The 17470-nt window shown below is 66.2% G+C and carries 19 protein-coding genes; 13 read left to right on the plus strand and 6 right to left on the minus strand.

The annotated features are described in order from the left end of the window. Nucleotides 1-59 precede the first annotated feature (59 nt). From MY55_RS15170 to MY55_RS15210, 9 genes are all read left to right on the plus strand, one after another. Nucleotides 60-503 carry a type IV pilin protein gene (locus MY55_RS15170; RefSeq protein WP_047236624.1) on the plus strand — a complete coding sequence of 148 codons (444 nt, stop codon included), beginning with the start codon at nucleotides 60-62 and terminating at the stop codon, nucleotides 501-503. Further along, nucleotides 500-1009, plus strand: a complete 510-nt coding sequence (locus tag MY55_RS15175) for a GspH/FimT family pseudopilin (RefSeq protein ID WP_053006650.1) — start codon at nucleotides 500-502, stop codon at nucleotides 1007-1009. Before MY55_RS15170 ends, MY55_RS15175 begins: the two co-directional genes overlap by 4 nt. Continuing rightward, on the plus strand, nucleotides 1000-1608 hold the full coding sequence (locus tag MY55_RS15180) for a hypothetical protein (protein WP_047258352.1): 609 nt from the start codon (nucleotides 1000-1002) through the stop codon (nucleotides 1606-1608). Before MY55_RS15175 ends, MY55_RS15180 begins: the two co-directional genes overlap by 10 nt. Beyond that, nucleotides 1605-3413: a DUF4097 family beta strand repeat-containing protein gene (locus tag MY55_RS23620; protein WP_065202621.1), complete on the plus strand. Its 1809-nt coding sequence runs from the start codon at nucleotides 1605-1607 to the stop codon at nucleotides 3411-3413. Before MY55_RS15180 ends, MY55_RS23620 begins: the two co-directional genes overlap by 4 nt. Then, complete coding sequence (locus tag MY55_RS23625; protein WP_065202622.1) at nucleotides 3410-3778, plus strand: type IV pilus modification PilV family protein; 369 nt, start codon at nucleotides 3410-3412, stop codon at nucleotides 3776-3778. Before MY55_RS23620 ends, MY55_RS23625 begins: the two co-directional genes overlap by 4 nt. An 81-nt stretch (nucleotides 3779-3859) precedes the next feature. Then, nucleotides 3860-4876 carry a ubiquinone anaerobic biosynthesis protein UbiU gene (ubiU, locus tag MY55_RS15195; RefSeq protein WP_065202623.1) on the plus strand — a complete coding sequence of 339 codons (1017 nt, stop codon included), beginning with the start codon at nucleotides 3860-3862 and terminating at the stop codon, nucleotides 4874-4876. Between the two features lie 23 nt (nucleotides 4877-4899). Next, a complete protein-coding gene (locus tag MY55_RS15200; protein WP_065202630.1) occupies nucleotides 4900-5832 on the plus strand; it encodes a U32 family peptidase in 933 nt (310 codons plus the stop codon). Further along, nucleotides 5819-6247 carry a ubiquinone anaerobic biosynthesis accessory factor UbiT gene (ubiT, locus tag MY55_RS15205; RefSeq protein ID WP_047250017.1) on the plus strand — a complete coding sequence of 143 codons (429 nt, stop codon included), beginning with the start codon at nucleotides 5819-5821 and terminating at the stop codon, nucleotides 6245-6247. Before MY55_RS15200 ends, ubiT begins: the two co-directional genes overlap by 14 nt. Nucleotides 6248-6316: 69 nt before the next feature. Continuing rightward, complete coding sequence (locus MY55_RS15210; RefSeq protein WP_052257946.1) at nucleotides 6317-7078, plus strand: GGDEF domain-containing protein; 762 nt, start codon at nucleotides 6317-6319, stop codon at nucleotides 7076-7078. 42 nt (nucleotides 7079-7120) lie between these two features. Here the strand turns inward: MY55_RS15210 and MY55_RS15215 are convergent, their stop codons facing one another. Then, on the minus strand, nucleotides 7121-8086 hold the full coding sequence (locus MY55_RS15215) for a LysR family transcriptional regulator (protein WP_043573269.1): 966 nt from the start codon (nucleotides 8084-8086) through the stop codon (nucleotides 7121-7123). A 742-nt stretch (nucleotides 8087-8828) separates the two neighbouring features. Between MY55_RS15215 and MY55_RS15220 the strand changes: the two genes are divergently transcribed. Further along, nucleotides 8829-9626 (plus strand): LuxR family transcriptional regulator, encoded by a 798-nt coding sequence (locus MY55_RS15220; RefSeq protein WP_065202624.1) that lies wholly within the window; start codon nucleotides 8829-8831, stop codon nucleotides 9624-9626. Here the strand turns inward: MY55_RS15220 and MY55_RS22760 are convergent. Then, complete coding sequence (locus MY55_RS22760) at nucleotides 9547-10200, minus strand: acyl-homoserine-lactone synthase (RefSeq protein ID WP_047238289.1); 654 nt, start codon at nucleotides 10198-10200, stop codon at nucleotides 9547-9549. The two genes, MY55_RS15220 and MY55_RS22760, sit on opposite strands and share 80 nt — an antisense overlap. A 248-nt stretch (nucleotides 10201-10448) precedes the next feature. Between MY55_RS22760 and MY55_RS15230 the strand changes: the two genes are divergently transcribed. Further along, nucleotides 10449-11804, plus strand: a complete 1356-nt coding sequence (locus tag MY55_RS15230) for an aldehyde dehydrogenase family protein (protein WP_043579854.1) — start codon at nucleotides 10449-10451, stop codon at nucleotides 11802-11804. 47 nt (nucleotides 11805-11851) lie between these two features. On the opposite strand, the gene MY55_RS15235 is transcribed toward MY55_RS15230, so the two are convergent. From MY55_RS15235 to MY55_RS15250, 4 genes are read right to left on the minus strand one after another with little or no spacing between them, the layout of a single operon-like run. Next, nucleotides 11852-13297, minus strand: coding sequence for a hypothetical protein (locus MY55_RS15235; RefSeq protein ID WP_047250015.1), 1446 nt, complete (start codon nucleotides 13295-13297; stop codon nucleotides 11852-11854). A 12-nt stretch (nucleotides 13298-13309) separates the two neighbouring features. Continuing rightward, on the minus strand, nucleotides 13310-14131 hold the full coding sequence (locus MY55_RS15240) for a GNAT family N-acetyltransferase (RefSeq protein WP_065202626.1): 822 nt from the start codon (nucleotides 14129-14131) through the stop codon (nucleotides 13310-13312). Continuing rightward, nucleotides 14128-14871, minus strand: coding sequence for a GNAT family N-acetyltransferase (locus MY55_RS15245; protein ID WP_099049656.1), 744 nt, complete (start codon nucleotides 14869-14871; stop codon nucleotides 14128-14130). The genes MY55_RS15240 and MY55_RS15245 overlap by 4 nt, the downstream gene beginning before the upstream one ends. Continuing rightward, complete coding sequence (locus MY55_RS15250) at nucleotides 14861-15253, minus strand: rhodanese-like domain-containing protein (protein ID WP_043579848.1); 393 nt, start codon at nucleotides 15251-15253, stop codon at nucleotides 14861-14863. Before MY55_RS15250 ends, MY55_RS15245 begins: the two co-directional genes overlap by 11 nt. A gap of 94 nt (nucleotides 15254-15347) precedes the next feature. Between MY55_RS15250 and pdxR the strand changes: the two genes are divergently transcribed. Together pdxR and MY55_RS15260 are read left to right on the plus strand one after the other, a co-directional pair. Beyond that, complete coding sequence (gene pdxR / locus MY55_RS15255; RefSeq protein ID WP_065202628.1) at nucleotides 15348-16802, plus strand: MocR-like pyridoxine biosynthesis transcription factor PdxR; 1455 nt, start codon at nucleotides 15348-15350, stop codon at nucleotides 16800-16802. After that, nucleotides 16799-17305, plus strand: coding sequence for a 2-thiouracil desulfurase family protein (locus MY55_RS15260; protein WP_065202629.1), 507 nt, complete (start codon nucleotides 16799-16801; stop codon nucleotides 17303-17305). The genes pdxR and MY55_RS15260 overlap by 4 nt, the downstream gene beginning before the upstream one ends. Nucleotides 17306-17470: the final 165 nt, after the last annotated feature.

Raw genomic sequence — 17470 nt, forward strand, 5'->3', positions numbered from 1 at the left:
CGTCCGCGCCGGCCATCCCGCGCCCCGTCCCGGTAATCGACGTCGGAGCCCGCGGCCAGATGATTTCCCCGGCACGCCCCTTCCTTCCCCGCGCGCGCGGTTTTTCGCTGCTGGAATTGCTGATCGCGCTGGCGCTGGCCGCGCTGATCGTCGGCTTCGCCGTGCCCGGCTACCAAAGCCATATGCAGCGCAGCCGGCGCGGCGACGCGCTGGAGGCGCTGTACCAGCTGCAGCAGGCGCAACTGCGCTACCGCGGCTTCCATCCCGGCTACGCCAAGAGCCTGGCGGAACTGAACACCCCGTTCGGCAATGGCATCAGCCGCCAGGGCTACTACCAGTTGAGCACCGGCATCGTCGACGACGACGCCTCCGGCTATTTCGTCCAGGCCGCCGTCCGCGCCGGCGGCGCCCAGGCCGGCGACGGCGAGTGCCGGCAGATCGTCCTCACCCAGCGCAAGCACACGCTGAGCCTGACGCCGCTGCCCTGCTGGGGCAAGCGATGAGGGCGGCCGCGCGTGGCATCACGCTGATCGAGCTGATGATGGTGATCGTCCTGGCCTCGCTGCTGCTGACGCTGGCGCTGCCGGCGCTGGGGCGCTGGATCGCCGGCCAACAGCTGCAGGGCGCGCTGGACGACGTAGGCAGCCAGCTGGAGCTGGCGCGCAAAACCGCCACCACCCGCCAGCAGCGGGTGTGGGTGGAGTTCAGCCAGGACGGCCCCGGCTGGATGATGCGAGTGTCGGAGCTGCGCGACGGCAAAGGCTGCGAGCCGGGCCGCGACCTGAGCTGCGTCGGCAGCGCCCAGCATGCCGGCATCGCCCTCAGCCTGCCGGGCAAGCCGCTGGCGCTGAAGCTGGCCTTCTCGCCGATGCGAGGCCTGCCGCAAAACCCCGACGGCACCCTGCTGAGCGAAACCGTGCTGCAGCTGGGCCGGCCGGCCTGCCGCCCCGCCCGGCTGCGACTCTTGGCCACCGGGCTGATCAGCAGCGAGGCCGGCTCATGCTCCTGAAACCTGCGCGCGGCATCAGCCTGCTGGAGCTGCTGGTGGGCATGACCGTCAGCCTGCTGCTGCTGCTGGCGATATCCAGCCTGCTGGCCGGCCTGCTGGGCAACCAGGCGCGCGAACGGCGCCAGGCCAGGCTGGGCGCGATGATGGACGCCTCGCTGTCGCTGATGGCGATGGAGCTGCGCCGCGCCGGCTACTGGAACAGCAATGGCGAAACCGGCGTCAATCCCTACGGCCGCATCTATATCGAGCAAAAAGGCGGCTGCCTGCGCTACGGCTACGACACCCCGCCGGGACAGACCGGCGGCGGCCCTCGCTACTTCGCTTTCCGGCTAACAAGCGACAGCGCCGGCCGCGGCCGCATCCAGCGCCGCGCGTCGAACGCGGCCGGCTGGAGCTGCGATGCCGACGCCGCCGGCTGGGACGACCTGAGCAAACCCGACATCGGCGTGATCGACACGCTGCGCTTCCGCCGGGACGGCGCCGGCCAGGCCATCGCGCTGGAGGTGGCGGCGCGCACCCCGCCGGGCGGCGAGGAGGAAACGCTGAACATCCACACCAGCATCGCGCTGCGCAACCATCCCGCGGTGGAAAACCAATGACCGCCCCGCGCCAGCGCGGCCTGGCCACGCTGTTCACCGTGCTGACCTTGCTGGCCATCGCCAGCCTGGCGCTGATCGCCGCTTCGCGCCAGCTGCTGCTGGCCCACGCCAACGCGCAGAACCAGCACCGCTACCACCAGGCGCTGGATTACGCCGAAGAAGGGCTGAACCAGGCGCAAGCGGCGCTGGCCGCCGGCGCGCCGCTGCTCGACACGCCGCGCTACCAACTGAAGCGGACCGACATCGCGCCTGACCTGGTGCGCCTGGCCAGCACCGGCCTGTACGATCAGCACCGCGTCACGGTGCAGCGCATGCTCCGCCTGGGCCGCGCTGGCGGCGACTCCCCGGTGGCGCTGGCCATCGTCGGCGATCTCGACCTCAGCGGCGCGGTGAATCTGCTCAGCGACAAGCCGGTGGACATGACGGTGGACGGCAAGGTCAGGCTCAGCGGCTCGGTCAACGGCATCGGCACGCTGCAAAGCACCGGCGACATCTTCGTCAGCGGCCCGCAGACCATCGGCGCGCTGCACTCCAACGGCAATATCGAGCTGGCCAACGGCAGCTACGGAACGGTGAAGGCGGCGGGCGACCTGACGCTGCGCGGCGACGCCGCCATCACCCGATTGGCGCGGGTCAACGGCAACGCCCGCTTTTTCTCCAGCCCCGGCGCGGAGCCGGCGGTGCGCGCGGCAGAAGTGAAGGGCGACGTGGAAATCAATATGGGCGGCGCCCGCTTCGGCCGGCTGGACAGCGAAGGCAAGGTGGACATCCGCCAGTTCGGCGGCATGGAGGCGCTGCAGGCGCTGGGCGACCTGAGCATCCAGGGTTGGGGCGCGCCGCTGGCCGGCGTCGTCGCCGGCCGCGCCAATTTCAACGCCAATAATCCCGACATCCGCGTCAATCAGGACCCCAAGCTGCGCCTGAAACTGGAGCCGGTGCCGCTGCTGCAGGTGGGCCGTCCGCGCATCGACGCGTTCGACTTCAAAAACGAAGCGCATTACCGCTTCGAGTTCGACCGCGCCGGCCGCATCCTGGTGACGGTGCGCAAGATACACGGCCTGGCCGACGGCGCTTACCGGCTGGGGCTGTCGCCCGACAGCCAGCTGCCCAACTACCTGTGCCGCGACGCCGACAGCCAGGGCCGCTGCCGGAGCGGCGCGCCGGCGCAACTGATCTGCAAGGGCCATTCGCCGCAGAACGACTGCTTCGCCGGCAGCCGCCCCGGCCACTGGAAGCTGGACGGCCAGACCATGGCGCCGGGCGTGCTGTGGTTCGACGGCGATCTGGAAGTGGGCAGCGGCGTCTACCACAACAGCTTCCTCGCCAGCGGCGACATCGCCACCAGCGGCCAGCATGTCAGCTACGCGGTGAACTACGCCGGCGCGGTGGGCGTCTGCCGCAACAGCGACTTCCCCGCGCTCTACCCGGAAGACGATTGCCGCCAGGGCCTGTTCAAGGGCCGGCCGATAGGCAACGCGGCCCTGCTGGCCGGCGGCTATTCCGCCGGGCGCTACCAGGGCGGCAACATCACGCTGGGCGCGTCCAGCCAGATCCACGGCAACGTTTGGGCCGGCAACATGCTGTTTTCCGGCGGCAGCACCACCATACACGGCTACATCGCCGCCGCGCTGCAAGGCGCCGCGGCGGCGGAGCCGCACCGCTGGGGCGCCAGCACCACCATAGACCTGCGCGGCCTGCCCGAAACCTTCCAGCCCGGCAGCCAGCCCGGCGATCCGGGAAGCGGCGGCAAGCGCGGGGTGGAGGCGCTGCCCTACAGCTGGATGGACAGCGGAGCCGACTCGTGAGCGCGCGCCGGCACCGCGGCTTCACGCTGCTGGAAATGATGATCAGCCTGCTGGTGCTGGCGGTCGGCGCGCTCGGCCTGCTGCGGCTGGAGACCGAGCTGCTGCACAGCCAGATCGCCGCCAACGACTACAACTCCGCCACCAATCTGGCCCAGGCCGCGCTGGAGCAGCAGCATGTCGGCAGCGGCGCCGACTGCCGCCGGGCGGACTTCGCCCCGGCCGCCGCCAGCGGCACGCTGGCGCGCTTCCAGTGCCGCAGCCGCGTCGCCAGCGGCACGGTCAGCGTCGACGTGCAATGGCGGGACAGCCAGGGCGATGGCGAAACCCTCAGCCTGAGCGCGCCGCAGCATCTGGCCGGAGACTGAGCCGGCGCGCTTGACCCAGAGCAAGGGCCGGCGGCGGCGCATCTGCTACTGTCGCCGCATTTCCTCAACCAGCGACTTCCCATGCCTGCCAGTCAGCGACTGCCGGAACTGGTGTGCCCGGCGGGCAGCCTGCCCGCGCTGAAGGCCGCCGTAGACAACGGCGCCGACACCGTGTATTTCGGCCTGAAGAACGATACCAACGCCCGCAACTTCGCCGGGCTCAACTTCGACGACCATACCGCCCGCATCGGCATCCGCTACGCGCGCGAGCGCGGCCGCCAGGTGCTGATGGCGATCAACACCTATGCGCAGGGCGGCGATATCAGCCGCTGGCAGCGCGCGGTGGACCAGGCCGCCGACCTGGGCGTCGACGCGGTGATCCTGGCCGACCTCGGCCTGCTGGACTACGCCCGCCGCCGCCATCCCGCGCTGCGCCTGCACCTGTCGGTGCAGGGCTCGGCCACCAATCACGAAGCCATCCGGCTGGCGCATGAGCTGTTCGGCATCCGCCGCGCGGTGCTACCGCGCGTGCTGACGCTGGAACAGGTGCGCCAGGTGATCGCGCGCAGCGAGGTCGAAATCGAGGTGTTCGGCTTCGGCAGCCTGTGCGTGATGGTGGAAGGCCGCTGCCTGCTGTCCAGCTACGCCACCGGCGAGTCGCCCAATTCCCACGGCGTCTGCTCCCCGGCCAAATTCGTCGAATGGCGGCACACGCCGGCCAGCCTGGACGCCCGGCTGTCCGGCATCCTGATCGACCAGTACGGCCCGGACCAGCCTGCCGGCTACCCGACGCTGTGCAAGGGCCGCTTCGCGGTGCAGGGCGATACCTATTACGCGCTGGAAGAGCCCACCAGCCTGAACGTGCTGGCCATGCTGCCGCAACTGCTGGATGCCGGCGTGGCCGCCATCAAGGTGGAAGGCCGCCAACGCAGCCCGGCCTATGTCGCCCAGGTCACCCGCATCATGCGCGAGGCGCTGGACGCCGCCGGCCGCGAACGCCAGCGCTTCACGCCGCAGCCGGCCTGGCAGCACGGCCTGGCCAAGGTCGCCGAAGGGCGGCAGCAGACGCTGGGTGCCTACGACCGGCCATGGAAATGAGCGCGCCCATCATGGAAACCGTCATGCCCCCCCTCCCGTTGAAACTCTCGCTCGGCCCGGTGCTGTTTTTCTGGAGCCGCGACGAGATCCTGCGCTTTTACGCCGAGGCCGCCGAATGGCCGCTGGACGCCATCTATCTGGGCGAAGTGGTGTGCGGCCGCCGCCAGCAACTGCGCGGCCAGGACTGGATCGCGCTGGCCGCCGACCTCGCCGCCGCCGGCCATGAAGTGGTGCTGTCCTGCCAGGCGCTGATAGAGAGCGAATCCGACCTCAAGCGGCTGGCCAGATTGGCGGACAACGGCCAGCTCACGATCGAAGCCAACGACCTGGGCGCGGCGCGGCTGGCCAGCGAGCGCAAGCTGCCCTTCGTCGCCGGCCATCACCTCAATATCTACAACACCGACACGCTGGCGCTGATGCTCCGCCTGGGCGCCCGCCGCTGGCTGCCGCCGGTGGAAATGGGCCGCGACGCGCTGGCGGCCATCCTGGCAGAAGCCGCGCGTCGGCAACTGGACATCGAAACCGAGGTGTTCGCCTGGGGCCGGCTGCCGCTGGCGCTGTCCTCGCGCTGCTTCACCGCCCGCCACTACAACCTCAACAAGGACGACTGCCGCTTCCGCTGCCTGGAGCACCCGGACGGCCTGCGGCTAGCCACCCGCGACGGCCAGGGCTTTCTCGCCATCAACGGCACCCAGACGCTGTCCGACGGCTGCCAGGCGCTGCTGCCGCACCTCCCCGCCATGCCGCCCCTGGGCGTGGACCGGGTGCGGATCAGCCCGCAGGCGCAGGGAACCGCCGCGGTGGTCAGCGTCTTCCGCCGCATGCTGGACGGCCACGGCGACGCCGCGGCGTTGATGGCCGAACTGGCCCCGCAGGCCCCCGGCGCGCCGGTGGACGGCTATTGGCGCGGCCTGGCCGGCATCCTTCCCCTGGAGACTTCCGATGCGCATCCCTGAACTGACCCTGCCCGCAGGCGCCGCCGCCCTGCTGTCGCGGCTGCCCGCCGCGCCGCCCGCCTGGCTGCTGGCCGCCGGCCTCAACCAGCTGCTCCGGCGCGGCATCCTGCCTGCCGATATGGCGCAGCTGGCCGGCAAGCGTTTCCGCGTCCGGCTGGAAGACGCCGGGCTGCAGCTGGACTTCCGCGCCGATGGGGGGCGCTTTCACCCCAGTCGCGGCGAGCCCGACCTCAGCCTGGCCGCCAACTGTTGTGATTTCGCGCGCATGCTGCTGCGGGAGGAAGACCCAGACACCCTGTTTTTCCACCGCAAACTGCGCATCGAGGGCGACACCGAGCTGGGGCTGATCGTCAAAAACCTGCTGGACAGCATAGATTGGAGCCAGACCCCGCTGGCCGGCATGATGGCCAACTGAGGCCGCCGCTTGCCCCGGGCCGCCGGATGGACTAGCAAGAAGCAAGACCGGCATCAAACTTGGGGCGCCATGAAGCACTGGCCGTTCAGCACGCGGCGGGTAAAGATCGAACTGGCCTGGGTCGTGCTTTTCAATCTGCTCAGCTTCCTGCTGTTCGTGCACTTCGAACTGTTCGACAAGCTGGACGACTGGTTCCACAGCCATCCGGACAGCGCGCTGGACGAAGTGCTGCTGGTGGGATTCACGCTGGCCATCTCCATGTCGGTGTTCGCCGCGCGTCGCCTGCGGGAGGCGCTCATCCTGCTCAAGGCGCTGCGGCGCCAGGCCGAGCGCGACGACATCACCGGCTTGGCCAACCGCCGCCGCGCCAACCAGATGCTGCAGCGGGAAACCGAACGCAGCTACCGCTCCAATCGGCTGTATTCGGTGCTGCTGATCGACCTCGACCACTTCAAGAGCATCAACGACACCCACGGCCACCAGATAGGCGACGCGGTGCTGCAGCGCTTCGGCAAGGTGCTGCAGAAGCGGGCGCGCCAGCTGGACACCATCGCCCGCTGGGGCGGCGAGGAATTCATCGTGATCTGTCCGGAAACCGAGCAACCCGGCGCGCTGACGCTGGCGGAAAGCATCCGCCAGCTGCTGAAGGAAACCGACTTCGCGCCGGTGCCGCAGGTCACCGCCAGCATAGGCGTGGCCACGCTGTCCGACGACGACACCCCAGACAGCCTGGTGCACCGCGCCGACATGTATCTTTACGCCGCCAAGCAGGCCGGCCGCAACCGGGTGGTCGGCGACGCCCAGACCGCCTCCGCGCCGCTGCAGGCATGAAAAAAGCCGGCGCAGGGCCGGCTTCGTCAGCTTGAGGTTGGTTCAGGCCACCGTCTGCAGCAGCGCGCTGCGCTTGGCGGACAAATCCAGGCCCGGCAGATCGGCCATGATGTCCGGATGGTCGGCCAGCTTTTCCACCACGAAGTCGACGAACACCCGCGTGCGCGGCGCGATGTGGTCGCGGTGCGGGAAGCAGATGTAGATCGACCGCTCCAGCGACACCATGTCGGTCAGCACCGGCTCCAGTTCGCCGCTGCGGATCAGGTGCACCACCTCGTGGCCGGGCAGCTGCGCCACCCCCATGCCCAGGCGGGCCAGTTCGGCCACCGCCTCCATGTCGTTCAGCGTGTAGGTGCCGTTGACCTCCAGCGGGATGCGCTCGCCCTTGCGGTCGAACTCCCACTTGAACAGCCGGCCCGAAGTCGGAAACTGGAAGTTGATGCAGTCGTAGCCGCCCAACTCCTCCGGCGACGACGGCCGGCCGTGGCGGTCCCAATACTCCGGCGACGCCACCACGTATAGCGGCATCTGCGCCAGATTGCGCGCCACCATCCGGCTGTCCGGCATCATGCCGGTGCGCACGCCGACATCGTAGCCGTCCTCGATCAGGTCGCTGAAATGGTCGTCCAGGCCGAAGAACACCCTGACCTTGGGATAACGCTCGCAAAATTCGCCCATGATGGGGAGAATGAAGCGGCGGCCGAAGGAGTTCGGCATGCTGACCCGCAGATGGCCGGCCGGCTCGTCGCGGCTGGCCTTCAGCTGGTTGATCGCCGAGTCCAGATTGTTGACTGGGCCGCGGCATTGCGCGTAGAAACGGCGCCCGTCCTCGGTCAGCGTCAACTGCCGGGTGGTGCGGTTGAACAGGCGGACTTCAAGCTCCTGTTCCAGGCGGGCAATGCTCTGGCTGATGGCGGCGGGCGAGACGCCGAGCTTGCGCGCGGCGTCCGAGAAGCTGCCGTTTTCGGCCGTGGTCATGAAGACCATGAGTGCTTTTAAGGTATCCATAAGCGGGGCGATTCCTGAACTGGCGTGTATGCCTGCGCGTATCCGGGCATGGCCGGAGGGCGGCAAGCACAACCGTCCGCAGAATTATATGTATTTTCTTTAAAAAGATTACATCAATTCTGTACAGTATTAAAGGATATATTTAAACAAACCGTGATCAAAAACTCCGGTCGCACCATCTGCAAATCCCACATCCCCGGTCCGCCATCCCGATCTGTCGCGCAGACCGGCCTCAGACCCTGCTTTATCGATATTTTATGCGATGCAATTATGCGCTTTTAAGCGTTTGCTTGCCAGAATTTATTAGCCTTTGCTTACAATTTATGCCAGTTGCGTTGCACGGCATGCGACAATAATGGAAATTGCACTGAATAAGCGCGTTTGCAGCCCCTCATCTGGAACAAAGTTCAACATCTGAAATCACAATCACAACGGCTCGCGGCTTCTCAGCCGCGGCCCCGCAACCTGTCCCCAGATGCCTCTTCCAGGCCGAAACTCATCCAAAAAGTCAAATCATTTACTCCATTCGCATGTTTCCATTTGTAACGGATGAATTTATGACAAATAAAATGATGAATTATCAGTAATTTTCCTAGGATTTTTACGGCTGCAAGTTTGGTATACTCAATGACGAAAAAAAACAACAATTCAAATGACTTCTGATGAGCCCGGTCTTACATGCAAGGAGCATGTAAGCTACTATCTGCGTGTGTAAACCCACAAGACCAAGGAAGACTCGCTCATGGTGATCTCGAAACCCATCAACGCAAGACCGCTCCCGGCCGGCCTGACCGCGTCGCAGCAATGGACTTTGCTGGAGTGGATCCACATGGCCGGTCACATCGAGACCGAGAACGAACTCAAGGCCTTCCTTGATCAGGTGTTGTCCCAAGCCCCTTCCGAGCGGCTGCTGCTGGCCTTGGGCCGCCTCAACAACCAGAACCAGATCCAGCGGCTGGAACGCGTGCTGAACGTCAGCTACCCCAGCGACTGGCTGGACCAGTACATGAAGGAAAACAACGCCCAGCATGACCCGATACTGCGAATCCATCTCGGCCAGGGACCGGTCATGTGGGAAGAACGCTTCAACCGCGCGAAAGGCGCCGAGGAAAAGCGCTTCATCGCCGAAGCCACCCAAAACGGCATGGGCAGCGGCATCACCTTCAGCGCCGCGTCGGAACGCAACAACATCGGCAGCATCCTGTCCATCGCCGGACGCGAGCCCGGCCGCAACGCCGCGCTGGTCGCCATGCTCAACTGCCTGACGCCCCATCTGCACCAGGCGGCGATCCGCGTCGCCAACCTGCCGCCGGCCTCGCCCAGCAACATGCCGCTATCCCAGCGCGAATACGACATTTTCCACTGGATGAGCCGCGGCAAAACCAACTGGGAAATCGCCACCATCCTGGACATCAGCGAAAGGACGGTGAAGTTTCACGTCGCCAACGTGATACGCAAGCTCAATGCGAATAATCGTACTCACGCCATTGTGCTGGGCATGCATCTGGCAATGCCACCCTCGACCGTAGCGAACGAATGACCTCGCCGCGGATCTGGCCCCAGTCGAAATAGCCGGCCATGGACAGCACTCCGCCGTCAAGCGGTCGCGGGACCCCCACGGGCCGGATGGGGAAACCAAGCGCGACCAGCCGGCGGTACATAGACGGCTCTACCACGAAATACATCCAGCGGATCTCGTTCCACTCCGCCCATTGCCACAAGCTGAGATACAGCAATCGGGAAGCGGAAGCGGTCAGTTTCCTGCCCAGCGTTTCCGTGTCCACCGCGAAACGCGAGATCTCCGCGCTTGCCCCCCCTTTGTACAAAATCTCGTCCGGCACCAATAGCCTGGAAAAGTCCTTTTCCAACATATAACGCTCGGTTCCCGGAGTAAACCTGACCGACCCCACCACCTGGCCATCCAGGCAGATCGCCAGATTATCGGAAATGGCGTCGTATTCATCCCTATCCAAGCCATTGCCGCACACCGGCAGCCAACGCAGATTCTCCCGGAAAATCTTGTGTCTGAACGCCAGCAGGTCGAGCATCGTGCTTTCGTCTTCGACCCGGTCCAACACCAAACCATCCAATTGCAACGAGTAGAACTTTTTCACTCAAGCCTCCTAATTTTGGTTGTCCGTCAGGCAGGAGCAAATGTAAAACTAGTACGAAAGAACTGAATCTGTCCTATCGGACAGTTATTGCCCTATTAAATAAATCTATAAATATTAAATTTGCCAAAATATCCCCCTAGTGATTCCGCTCTCTAGCCGGCCGATGCCGCAGCAGGCGTAAATCCCCCGCAATGGCTGTCCCGCAGCGTTTTTTTTGTTACATTTAGTTCTTTGCCTACGGCAGGGCCATGACCGCCTTCACTAGCTGCAATCCCGCCACCGGAGAAGTCTCCTTCACCCGCCCCGCCTGGAGCGAAACCACCCTGGCACACAGCCAGGCCGCGCTGCGCCGGGCCCAGCAAACTTGGGCGCGCATGACGGTGGACCAGCGCGCCGACCAACTGCTGCACTTCGCCGACCGGCTATCGCTCCAGCGCGAGGCCCTGGCCGAGCTCGTCACCCAGGAAGTGGGCAAGCGCACGCCCGAGTGCCTGGCTGAAATCGACAAGTCCGTGCAATTAGTGCGTTATTACGCCGAATTGGCGCCATCTTTGCTCAAGTCCCAGCTGATTCCCACCCAGGCCAGCCGCAGCGGCGTGGCGTTTGAGCCGCTGGGGCTGGTGCTTGCCGTGATGCCGTGGAACTACCCGGTATGGCAGGTATTGCGCTTCGCGATTCCCGCGCTGATGGCCGGCAATGCCTGCCTGGTCAAACCCGCCCCCTCGGTGCCGCAATGCAGCCAGCTGTTGCTGGATATCGCGCGCGAAGCCGGCCTGTCGGTGCTGGAGATGGCCTGGATTGAACCAGACCTGGTGGAAGAGGCGATACGCGGCTGCGATGCCGTCGCCTTCACCGGCTCCACCCACACCGGCCGCGTCATCGCCGCGCTGGCAGGCAAGCATCTGAAGAAAACCGTGCTGGAACTGGGCGGCAGCAATCCTTTCATCGTGCTGGCCGACGCCGATATCGCCGCCGCCGCGCGCGATGCCGCCAACTCCCGTTTCCGCGACGCAGGCCAGAGCTGCAACGCCGCCAAGCGGATGATCGTGGTGCCGGAAGTCGCCGAAGCGTTTGTCGAAGCCTTCTGCGCCGCAGCTGCCCAACTCCGCGCCGGCGATCCGCACGACCCCGCCACCACGCTGTCGCCGCTGACCCGCGCCGACCTTCGCGAAGCGCTGCACGCGCAGGTGTTGGATGCCTGCGCGCATGGGGCGGAACTGAAACTAGGCGGCCAGATGCCGCATACCCCGGGCTTCTTCTACCCGGCCACGGTGCTAGACCATGTCAACCCATCCTGCCGCGTCTATCACGAGGAAGTCTTCGGTCCGGTGGCCAGCATTCTGCGCGCCCGCGACGAAGCCGATGCGCTGCGCCTGGCCAACGACACGCCTTTCGGCCTGGGCGCCAGCATCTACAGCGCCGACAGCGAGCGCGCCTGGCAATTGGCCCGCCAGATAGAAGCCGGCAGCGTATTCATCAACCGCCACACCAGTTCGGACCTGCGCCTGCCATTCGGCGGCGTCAAGGCCTCAGGCTATGGCCGGGAATTGTCCGAATTCGGCCTATATGAATTCGTCAACGTGAAAACCTACTGGCAGAAATAGCCGGCAAGAAAAAAAGGGGCTCAAGGCCCCTTTTTCATATGCTGCCGCTAGTGCAGCCGCGCCACGTTTTGCGACAGCGGCACGCCGGCCTCGCGCAGGCAGTCGGACAAATCCTTCCAGCAGGCGTCACGGTCCGGCGCCACATCGGGCACCAGCAGCCACGGCACCCGCGCCGCGATCTCTTCGCTGCCCTTCACCCGCAGCGCCACTTCGTAGCCCTGGATTTCCGGCTGGTATTCGGCCACCGCCTCCAGCTTGTCTATGCCGCCCTGGCTGGTGGCCAGCAAGGCCGCCGACACGCCCAGGCGCTTGCGGTTCCACGCGTGCATGCCGCTGGCCAAGGCATCCCACCACGGCAGCGGCGCGAACAGCTCGGCCTCGCCGTATTCCATTTCGGCGGCGATCGCCTGCTGCACCAGCGGCATCGACGCGTCCAGCGCCTTGCGCGCCAAGCGCCGCGCCCGGTCCGGCGGCAGCGCGCCGCGCTCCACCAGGAAGGGAATCCAGGCCATCACCAATTGCGGCTCGCTGGTCTTGCGCGCAGCCTCGTAGGTGGCGCGCGAAGCTTCGGGATTCAGCGGCGCGAAATCGCAGCCGGCATCCATGATGGGCGCCAGTTGCACCATGTCCTGGCAGGCGCGCTCATTGAGCATGTCCACGGTGAACAAGGTGGGCGAAATCCACAATATCGATTTCTCCGGCACTTCCAGCGCGTCGGCCAGCGCCACCTCCAGCTGCTCCAGCCGCGGGAAATGCCACCACACGCCGCCTTGGCTGCGCGAAAACGCGAACGGCAGCGCCCACAGCTCGAACGACACCACGGTGCCATCCTGGCGGATCACCTCGGGGAAGGCCACCGCGTCGCGCGCGCTGTCCACCAGCAGCTGGCGCGCAGCCGGCTCGGCCAGCAAGGAAAGCTGCGCCTCGGTGAACACCGCCTGGTCGCCGGCCATCAAGGCCATCTGCACCGCGGCGGCCAATTGCATGCCTTCCATCGGCTTGCCCACCGCCTGGCGCGCCTTGTCCACCAACTGGCTGATAGCCTGCTGGCGCTCGGCCGGCGGCAAGGGCTTGGTCGGGCCGGTGCGCATCTCGCGCGGCTCCGGGCCGGCGGCGTCGCGCTCGGCGTAAGCCTTGTGCAGCTTCTGGTAGGTCCGCATCGCCTCGTCGCAGATTTCCTGCAACTCACCGACGCTGGGCTCGATCTCGCCATAGAAATTGAAATCGAACAGGCGCAAGCGCAGATTGCAGACATAGACGGTCAGGTTCTCCGCCTCATCGAACAATACCGCGCTCGCCAAGCCGTCGCGTTCGCGGCCGGGGAAGTCGGTATCGTCATTGCCCACCAGCCTGCAGATGAAGGCGGGGGACTCGGTATGCACCAGGTACTCGGCGCCTTCCAACCCTTGCTCATCGACGGCGTCGCCGAAAATGAAGCGGTTGGGCAGGAAAGGCTCTCCCCGGATACGGGCATTGCGCGGCAAAGATTTCATCAGGCGACACTATCAACGGTTACAGGCACCCATTGTAGCGCCGCCCACCGCCGGCATGAAGCCCGCGGCGCGATTTCGCTCCTGCATTGCAACAATCTGCGCCAGAGTGCAACGTTGCGCGCCGCCGCCGTCAAAATTGTCCTCCCGCAGCCAGGCCGCCAGCGCCGCCCGACGCGCCGGCCATTCCTGGTCGATGATGGAAAAACAGGCGGCGTCGCGGTTGCGCCCCTTAGCCACCCGCCGCTGCCGCCACAAGGCCTCAAACGTGAAGCCCAGCCGCAGGGCCGCGCGCAGCGAAGCCTGGTTCTGCGCGTCGCAGCGCCATTCGCAACGGCGATAGCCCAGTTCGAAAACATGCCGCAGCATCAGGTAGATCGCCTCGGTCGCCAGCCGGCTGCGCCGCAGGCGCGCGGAGAAATGCAAGCCGCCCAGCTCGATGCAGCCATCCGCCGGCGCAATGCCGAGAAAACCGGCCAGGCCAAGCGCCTGCCCATCCCCCGCATCGACAATCGCGTAGTAACGGGCGTCGACGCGCGCCGGCTGCCCGCGCAGCCAGGCCAGCCAATCCTCGAGGCAGGCGAACGGCCCCTGGTTCAGATAGGTCCAGCCGGCCGCCTCCTCGCTCCGGCACAAAGCATCGAACAAATCCCGGCCATGGCGCGCCGCATCCAGCGGCGCCAGCCGGCAGTAACGGCCAGCCAGGGTGCCGCCCGGCAGAGGCGCGGCGCCCGCCCAATCCGGCAGCGGCAAGCCAACCGCCAGCCCCAGCGCATTCCGCTTCCGGGCTGCCGACAGCTCCCGCCACTCGGCCCGCGGCCAGGCCTGCGCGTTCATGCGCCGCCGCCAGCGGCGATGTCGGCCAAAGACTGACGCTGCCGGCCCTGCTCATCGAAATTGTCCGCAGCCAGCCAACGCTCCAGCGCCTGTCGCCGCGCCGGCCATTCGTGGTCCAGGATGGAGAACCAGGCGGTATCGCGATTGCGGCCCTTATTGGTCCGCGCCTGGCGGAACAGCCCCTCGAAAGTGAAGCCCAGCCGCAGGGCGGCCTGGATAGACGGCTCGTTCTGCGCGTCGCACTTCCATTCGTAGCGGCGGTAGCCGAGCGCGAACGCTTCGCGCATCATCAGATACATCGCCTCGGTCGCTTGCCGGCTGCGCTGCAGCCGCGGCGAGAAATTGAGAAACCCCACCTCGATGCAGCCATCGGCCGGGGCGATGCGCAGATAGCTGGCCAGGCCCACCGCCACGCCGTCGGCCGAATCGACGATGGCGTAAAACTGCGGATCGTCGCGTTCGACGTTGTCGCCCAACCACGCCAGCCAGTCCTCGAAGACCAAGAATGGTCCATGGCCAAGATAAGTCCAGTTGGCGCCGCCCGGCATCTGGTGCAAGGCATCGAACAACTGGCCGGCATGCTTGGCCGCATCCAGCGGCTCCACCCGGCAGCAAGCGCCGGCCAGCGTGCGCCGCGGCGGATGCAAGGCGCCATCCCAGCCAGGCACCGGCAAACCCACCGACTGCCCCAGCGCATTGAGCTCGGCCGGCTGCATCAATTGGCGCGCATCAGCAAGCATCGCACACCTCCTTGCCGCAACCGGCGTCCCGGGTTGTGGCGTAGCCGTCCCGTTTCCACCAGTCCAGCCCGCCCTGCAGCTCCTTCACCTTGAAGCCCAGTTGCGACAGCTTCAGCGCGCCCTTGGTGGAGCCATTGCAGCCGATGCCGTCGCAGAAAGCCACCAGCGTCGCATCGCGCGGCAGATCGGCGCAGCTCTCCTCGGTCATCAGGCGGTGCGGGCGGCTGAGCGCGCCGGGTATCGTTTCCTCGGCATGCGCGCCGGCGCTGCGGGTATCGATCAGCACCAAGGATGGATCGCCGCTGGCCAGCGCCTGCGCCACGTCGGCGGCATCGATCTCATACGCCAGCTTGGCGGCGTAAAACGCTTGTTGACTCAACATGCTGCTGTCTCCTTTTCCAGATAGCAATGCTGATATGCTACGGAGAAAGTCATCATCCAAACAGCTCCACTTTCATTCACTGGATAGAACCACTTTGAACTCCGCCTGGATCTGCGAGTACCTGCAGCCGCGCTTGCGCCGCGATGGCGGCGACCATCTGGCGCGCCAGCTCTATCGGCTGCTGCGCGAACTGATACGCCAGCGCAAACTGGCCAGCGGCAGCGCGCTGCCGGCAAGCCGGGCGCTGGCCGCCGATCTGGCGATCGGCCGCAATACCGTACTGGCAGCCTACGATCAGCTGGCCGCCGAAGGTTATCTGGAAAGCCGCCATGGCTCAGGCACCTATGTTGGCCAAGCCTTCAGCGCCGCTGCCATTCCCCTCGCGCAGCCCCGCACTCAAATGAGGCAACTATCGGCGCGCGGCCAACGCCTAGCCGAAGCCAGCCGGCTGCCCACCGGCCGCCTGGGCGCCTTCGTGCCCGGCCTGCCGGAACTGGAGCAGTTTCCGCATCGGCAATGGCGGCAATGCCTAAGCCGGCGGCAAAGACAGGCGCCGCTGGAATGGCTGCATTACCAGCATCAGGGCGGCTTGCCCCAGTTGCGCCGAGTCCTGAGCCAATACCTGCACCTGACCCGCTCGGTCAACTGCAGCCCGGAGCAGCTGGTGATCACCTCAGGCGCGCAAAACGCTTTGACCCTTTTAGCCCAATTGCTGGCCGAGCCCGGCGACACCGCCTGGCTGGAAGAGCCCGGCTACACCGGCGCGCAGGCCGCCATGCAGGCGGCGGCGCTGCACTGCCAGCCGGTGCCGGTTGACCCACAGGGAATGGTGCTGGATAGCGCCGCGCCGCCGCCGCAGCTGATCTACGTCACCCCCTCGCATCAATATCCGACCGGCGCGGTGATGAGCCTGCCGCGCCGGCTGGAGTTGCTGGCGCTGGCGGCCCGCCACGACAGCTGGATCATCGAAGACGATTACGACAGCGAATTCTGCTACACCTCCGCGCCGCTGGCCGCGCTGCAAGGGCTGGATCAGGACAAGCGGGTGATTTATGTCGGCACCTTCAGCAAGGTGATGTTTCCCGGCCTGAAGCTCGCCTATCTGGTGTTGCCGCCGGAGCTGGTCGACCCGTACCGGCGCTGCCAGGCCAGACTGCAGGGCGAAAGCAATTATCTGCAGCAGGCCGCCGTCGCCGATTTCATCGAGCAAGGCCACTTCGCGCGCCACATCCGCAATATGCGCGAACTCTATCTGCGCCGGCAGCAGCTGCTGCGCCTCGCGCTGCAACAGCATCTGGGCGACGCGCTGCCTCTGCATGGCGGCGAAGCCGGCATGCACCTGTTGGCGGATCTGCCACGGGGGTTCGACGAATGGGAATTGCAGCAGGCGGCGGCAGAACAACAGCTATGGCTGCGCCCGCTGGCGCGCCACTTCCTGGAAATGCCCGACCGCAACGGCCTGGTGCTGGGCTATGCCGGCATCGCCGACCACACCATCCACCCGGCCGTGCGCCAATTGGCAGCGTTATTGGAGACAAGACTGAAATGAAAAAACCGCGCCTGCTGGTCAGCGCCTGCCTGCTGGGGCAGCCAGTCCGTTACGATGGCCAGGCCAAAGCCATGGCCCGCTCCGACTGGGAAGCCCTGCGCCAGCGCTTCGAGATCGTCCCGGCCTGTCCCGAATGCCTGGGCGGCCTGCCGACACCACGGCCACCGGCCGAAATCCGTCATGGCGATGGCACCGCGGTGTTGCAAGGGCTCGCCAGCGTTCAGACCCGACAGGGCCAGGATGTCAGCCAGGCTTTCGTAAACGGCGCTCGACGCGCGCTGGAGATCGCGCGCCGACAAGGCTGCCAAGCCGCCCTCCTCAAAGCCAACAGCCCATCCTGCGGCAACCTTCAGATCTATGATGGCAGCTTTGCCGCCGTACTAAGCGACGGCCAAGGCGTGGCCGCCAGCCTGCTGGAACAGCACGGCATCCGCGTCTGGAACGAAACCCAAATGGGAGACTTGCTTGCATGGCAGGCAGGCGGCTCTCTTTCCGCGCCTTGAAGTCCTCCGAACCACCTCCCAATACAAGCCCGCCAGGCGCCTGGCGGGCAGCGGGATGCGCCCCCTCGCGGGGACTGGCGGATGGGCAGCGGCGACGGACGGTCGCCGCGGGGGAACGGGGAGAGGACGGCAAGGCCGAAACGGCGCCGCTCCACGGGCGGGGCA

This window comes from Chromobacterium subtsugae, from assembly GCF_001676875.1.
GTDB lineage: Bacteria > Pseudomonadota > Gammaproteobacteria > Burkholderiales > Chromobacteriaceae > Chromobacterium > Chromobacterium subtsugae.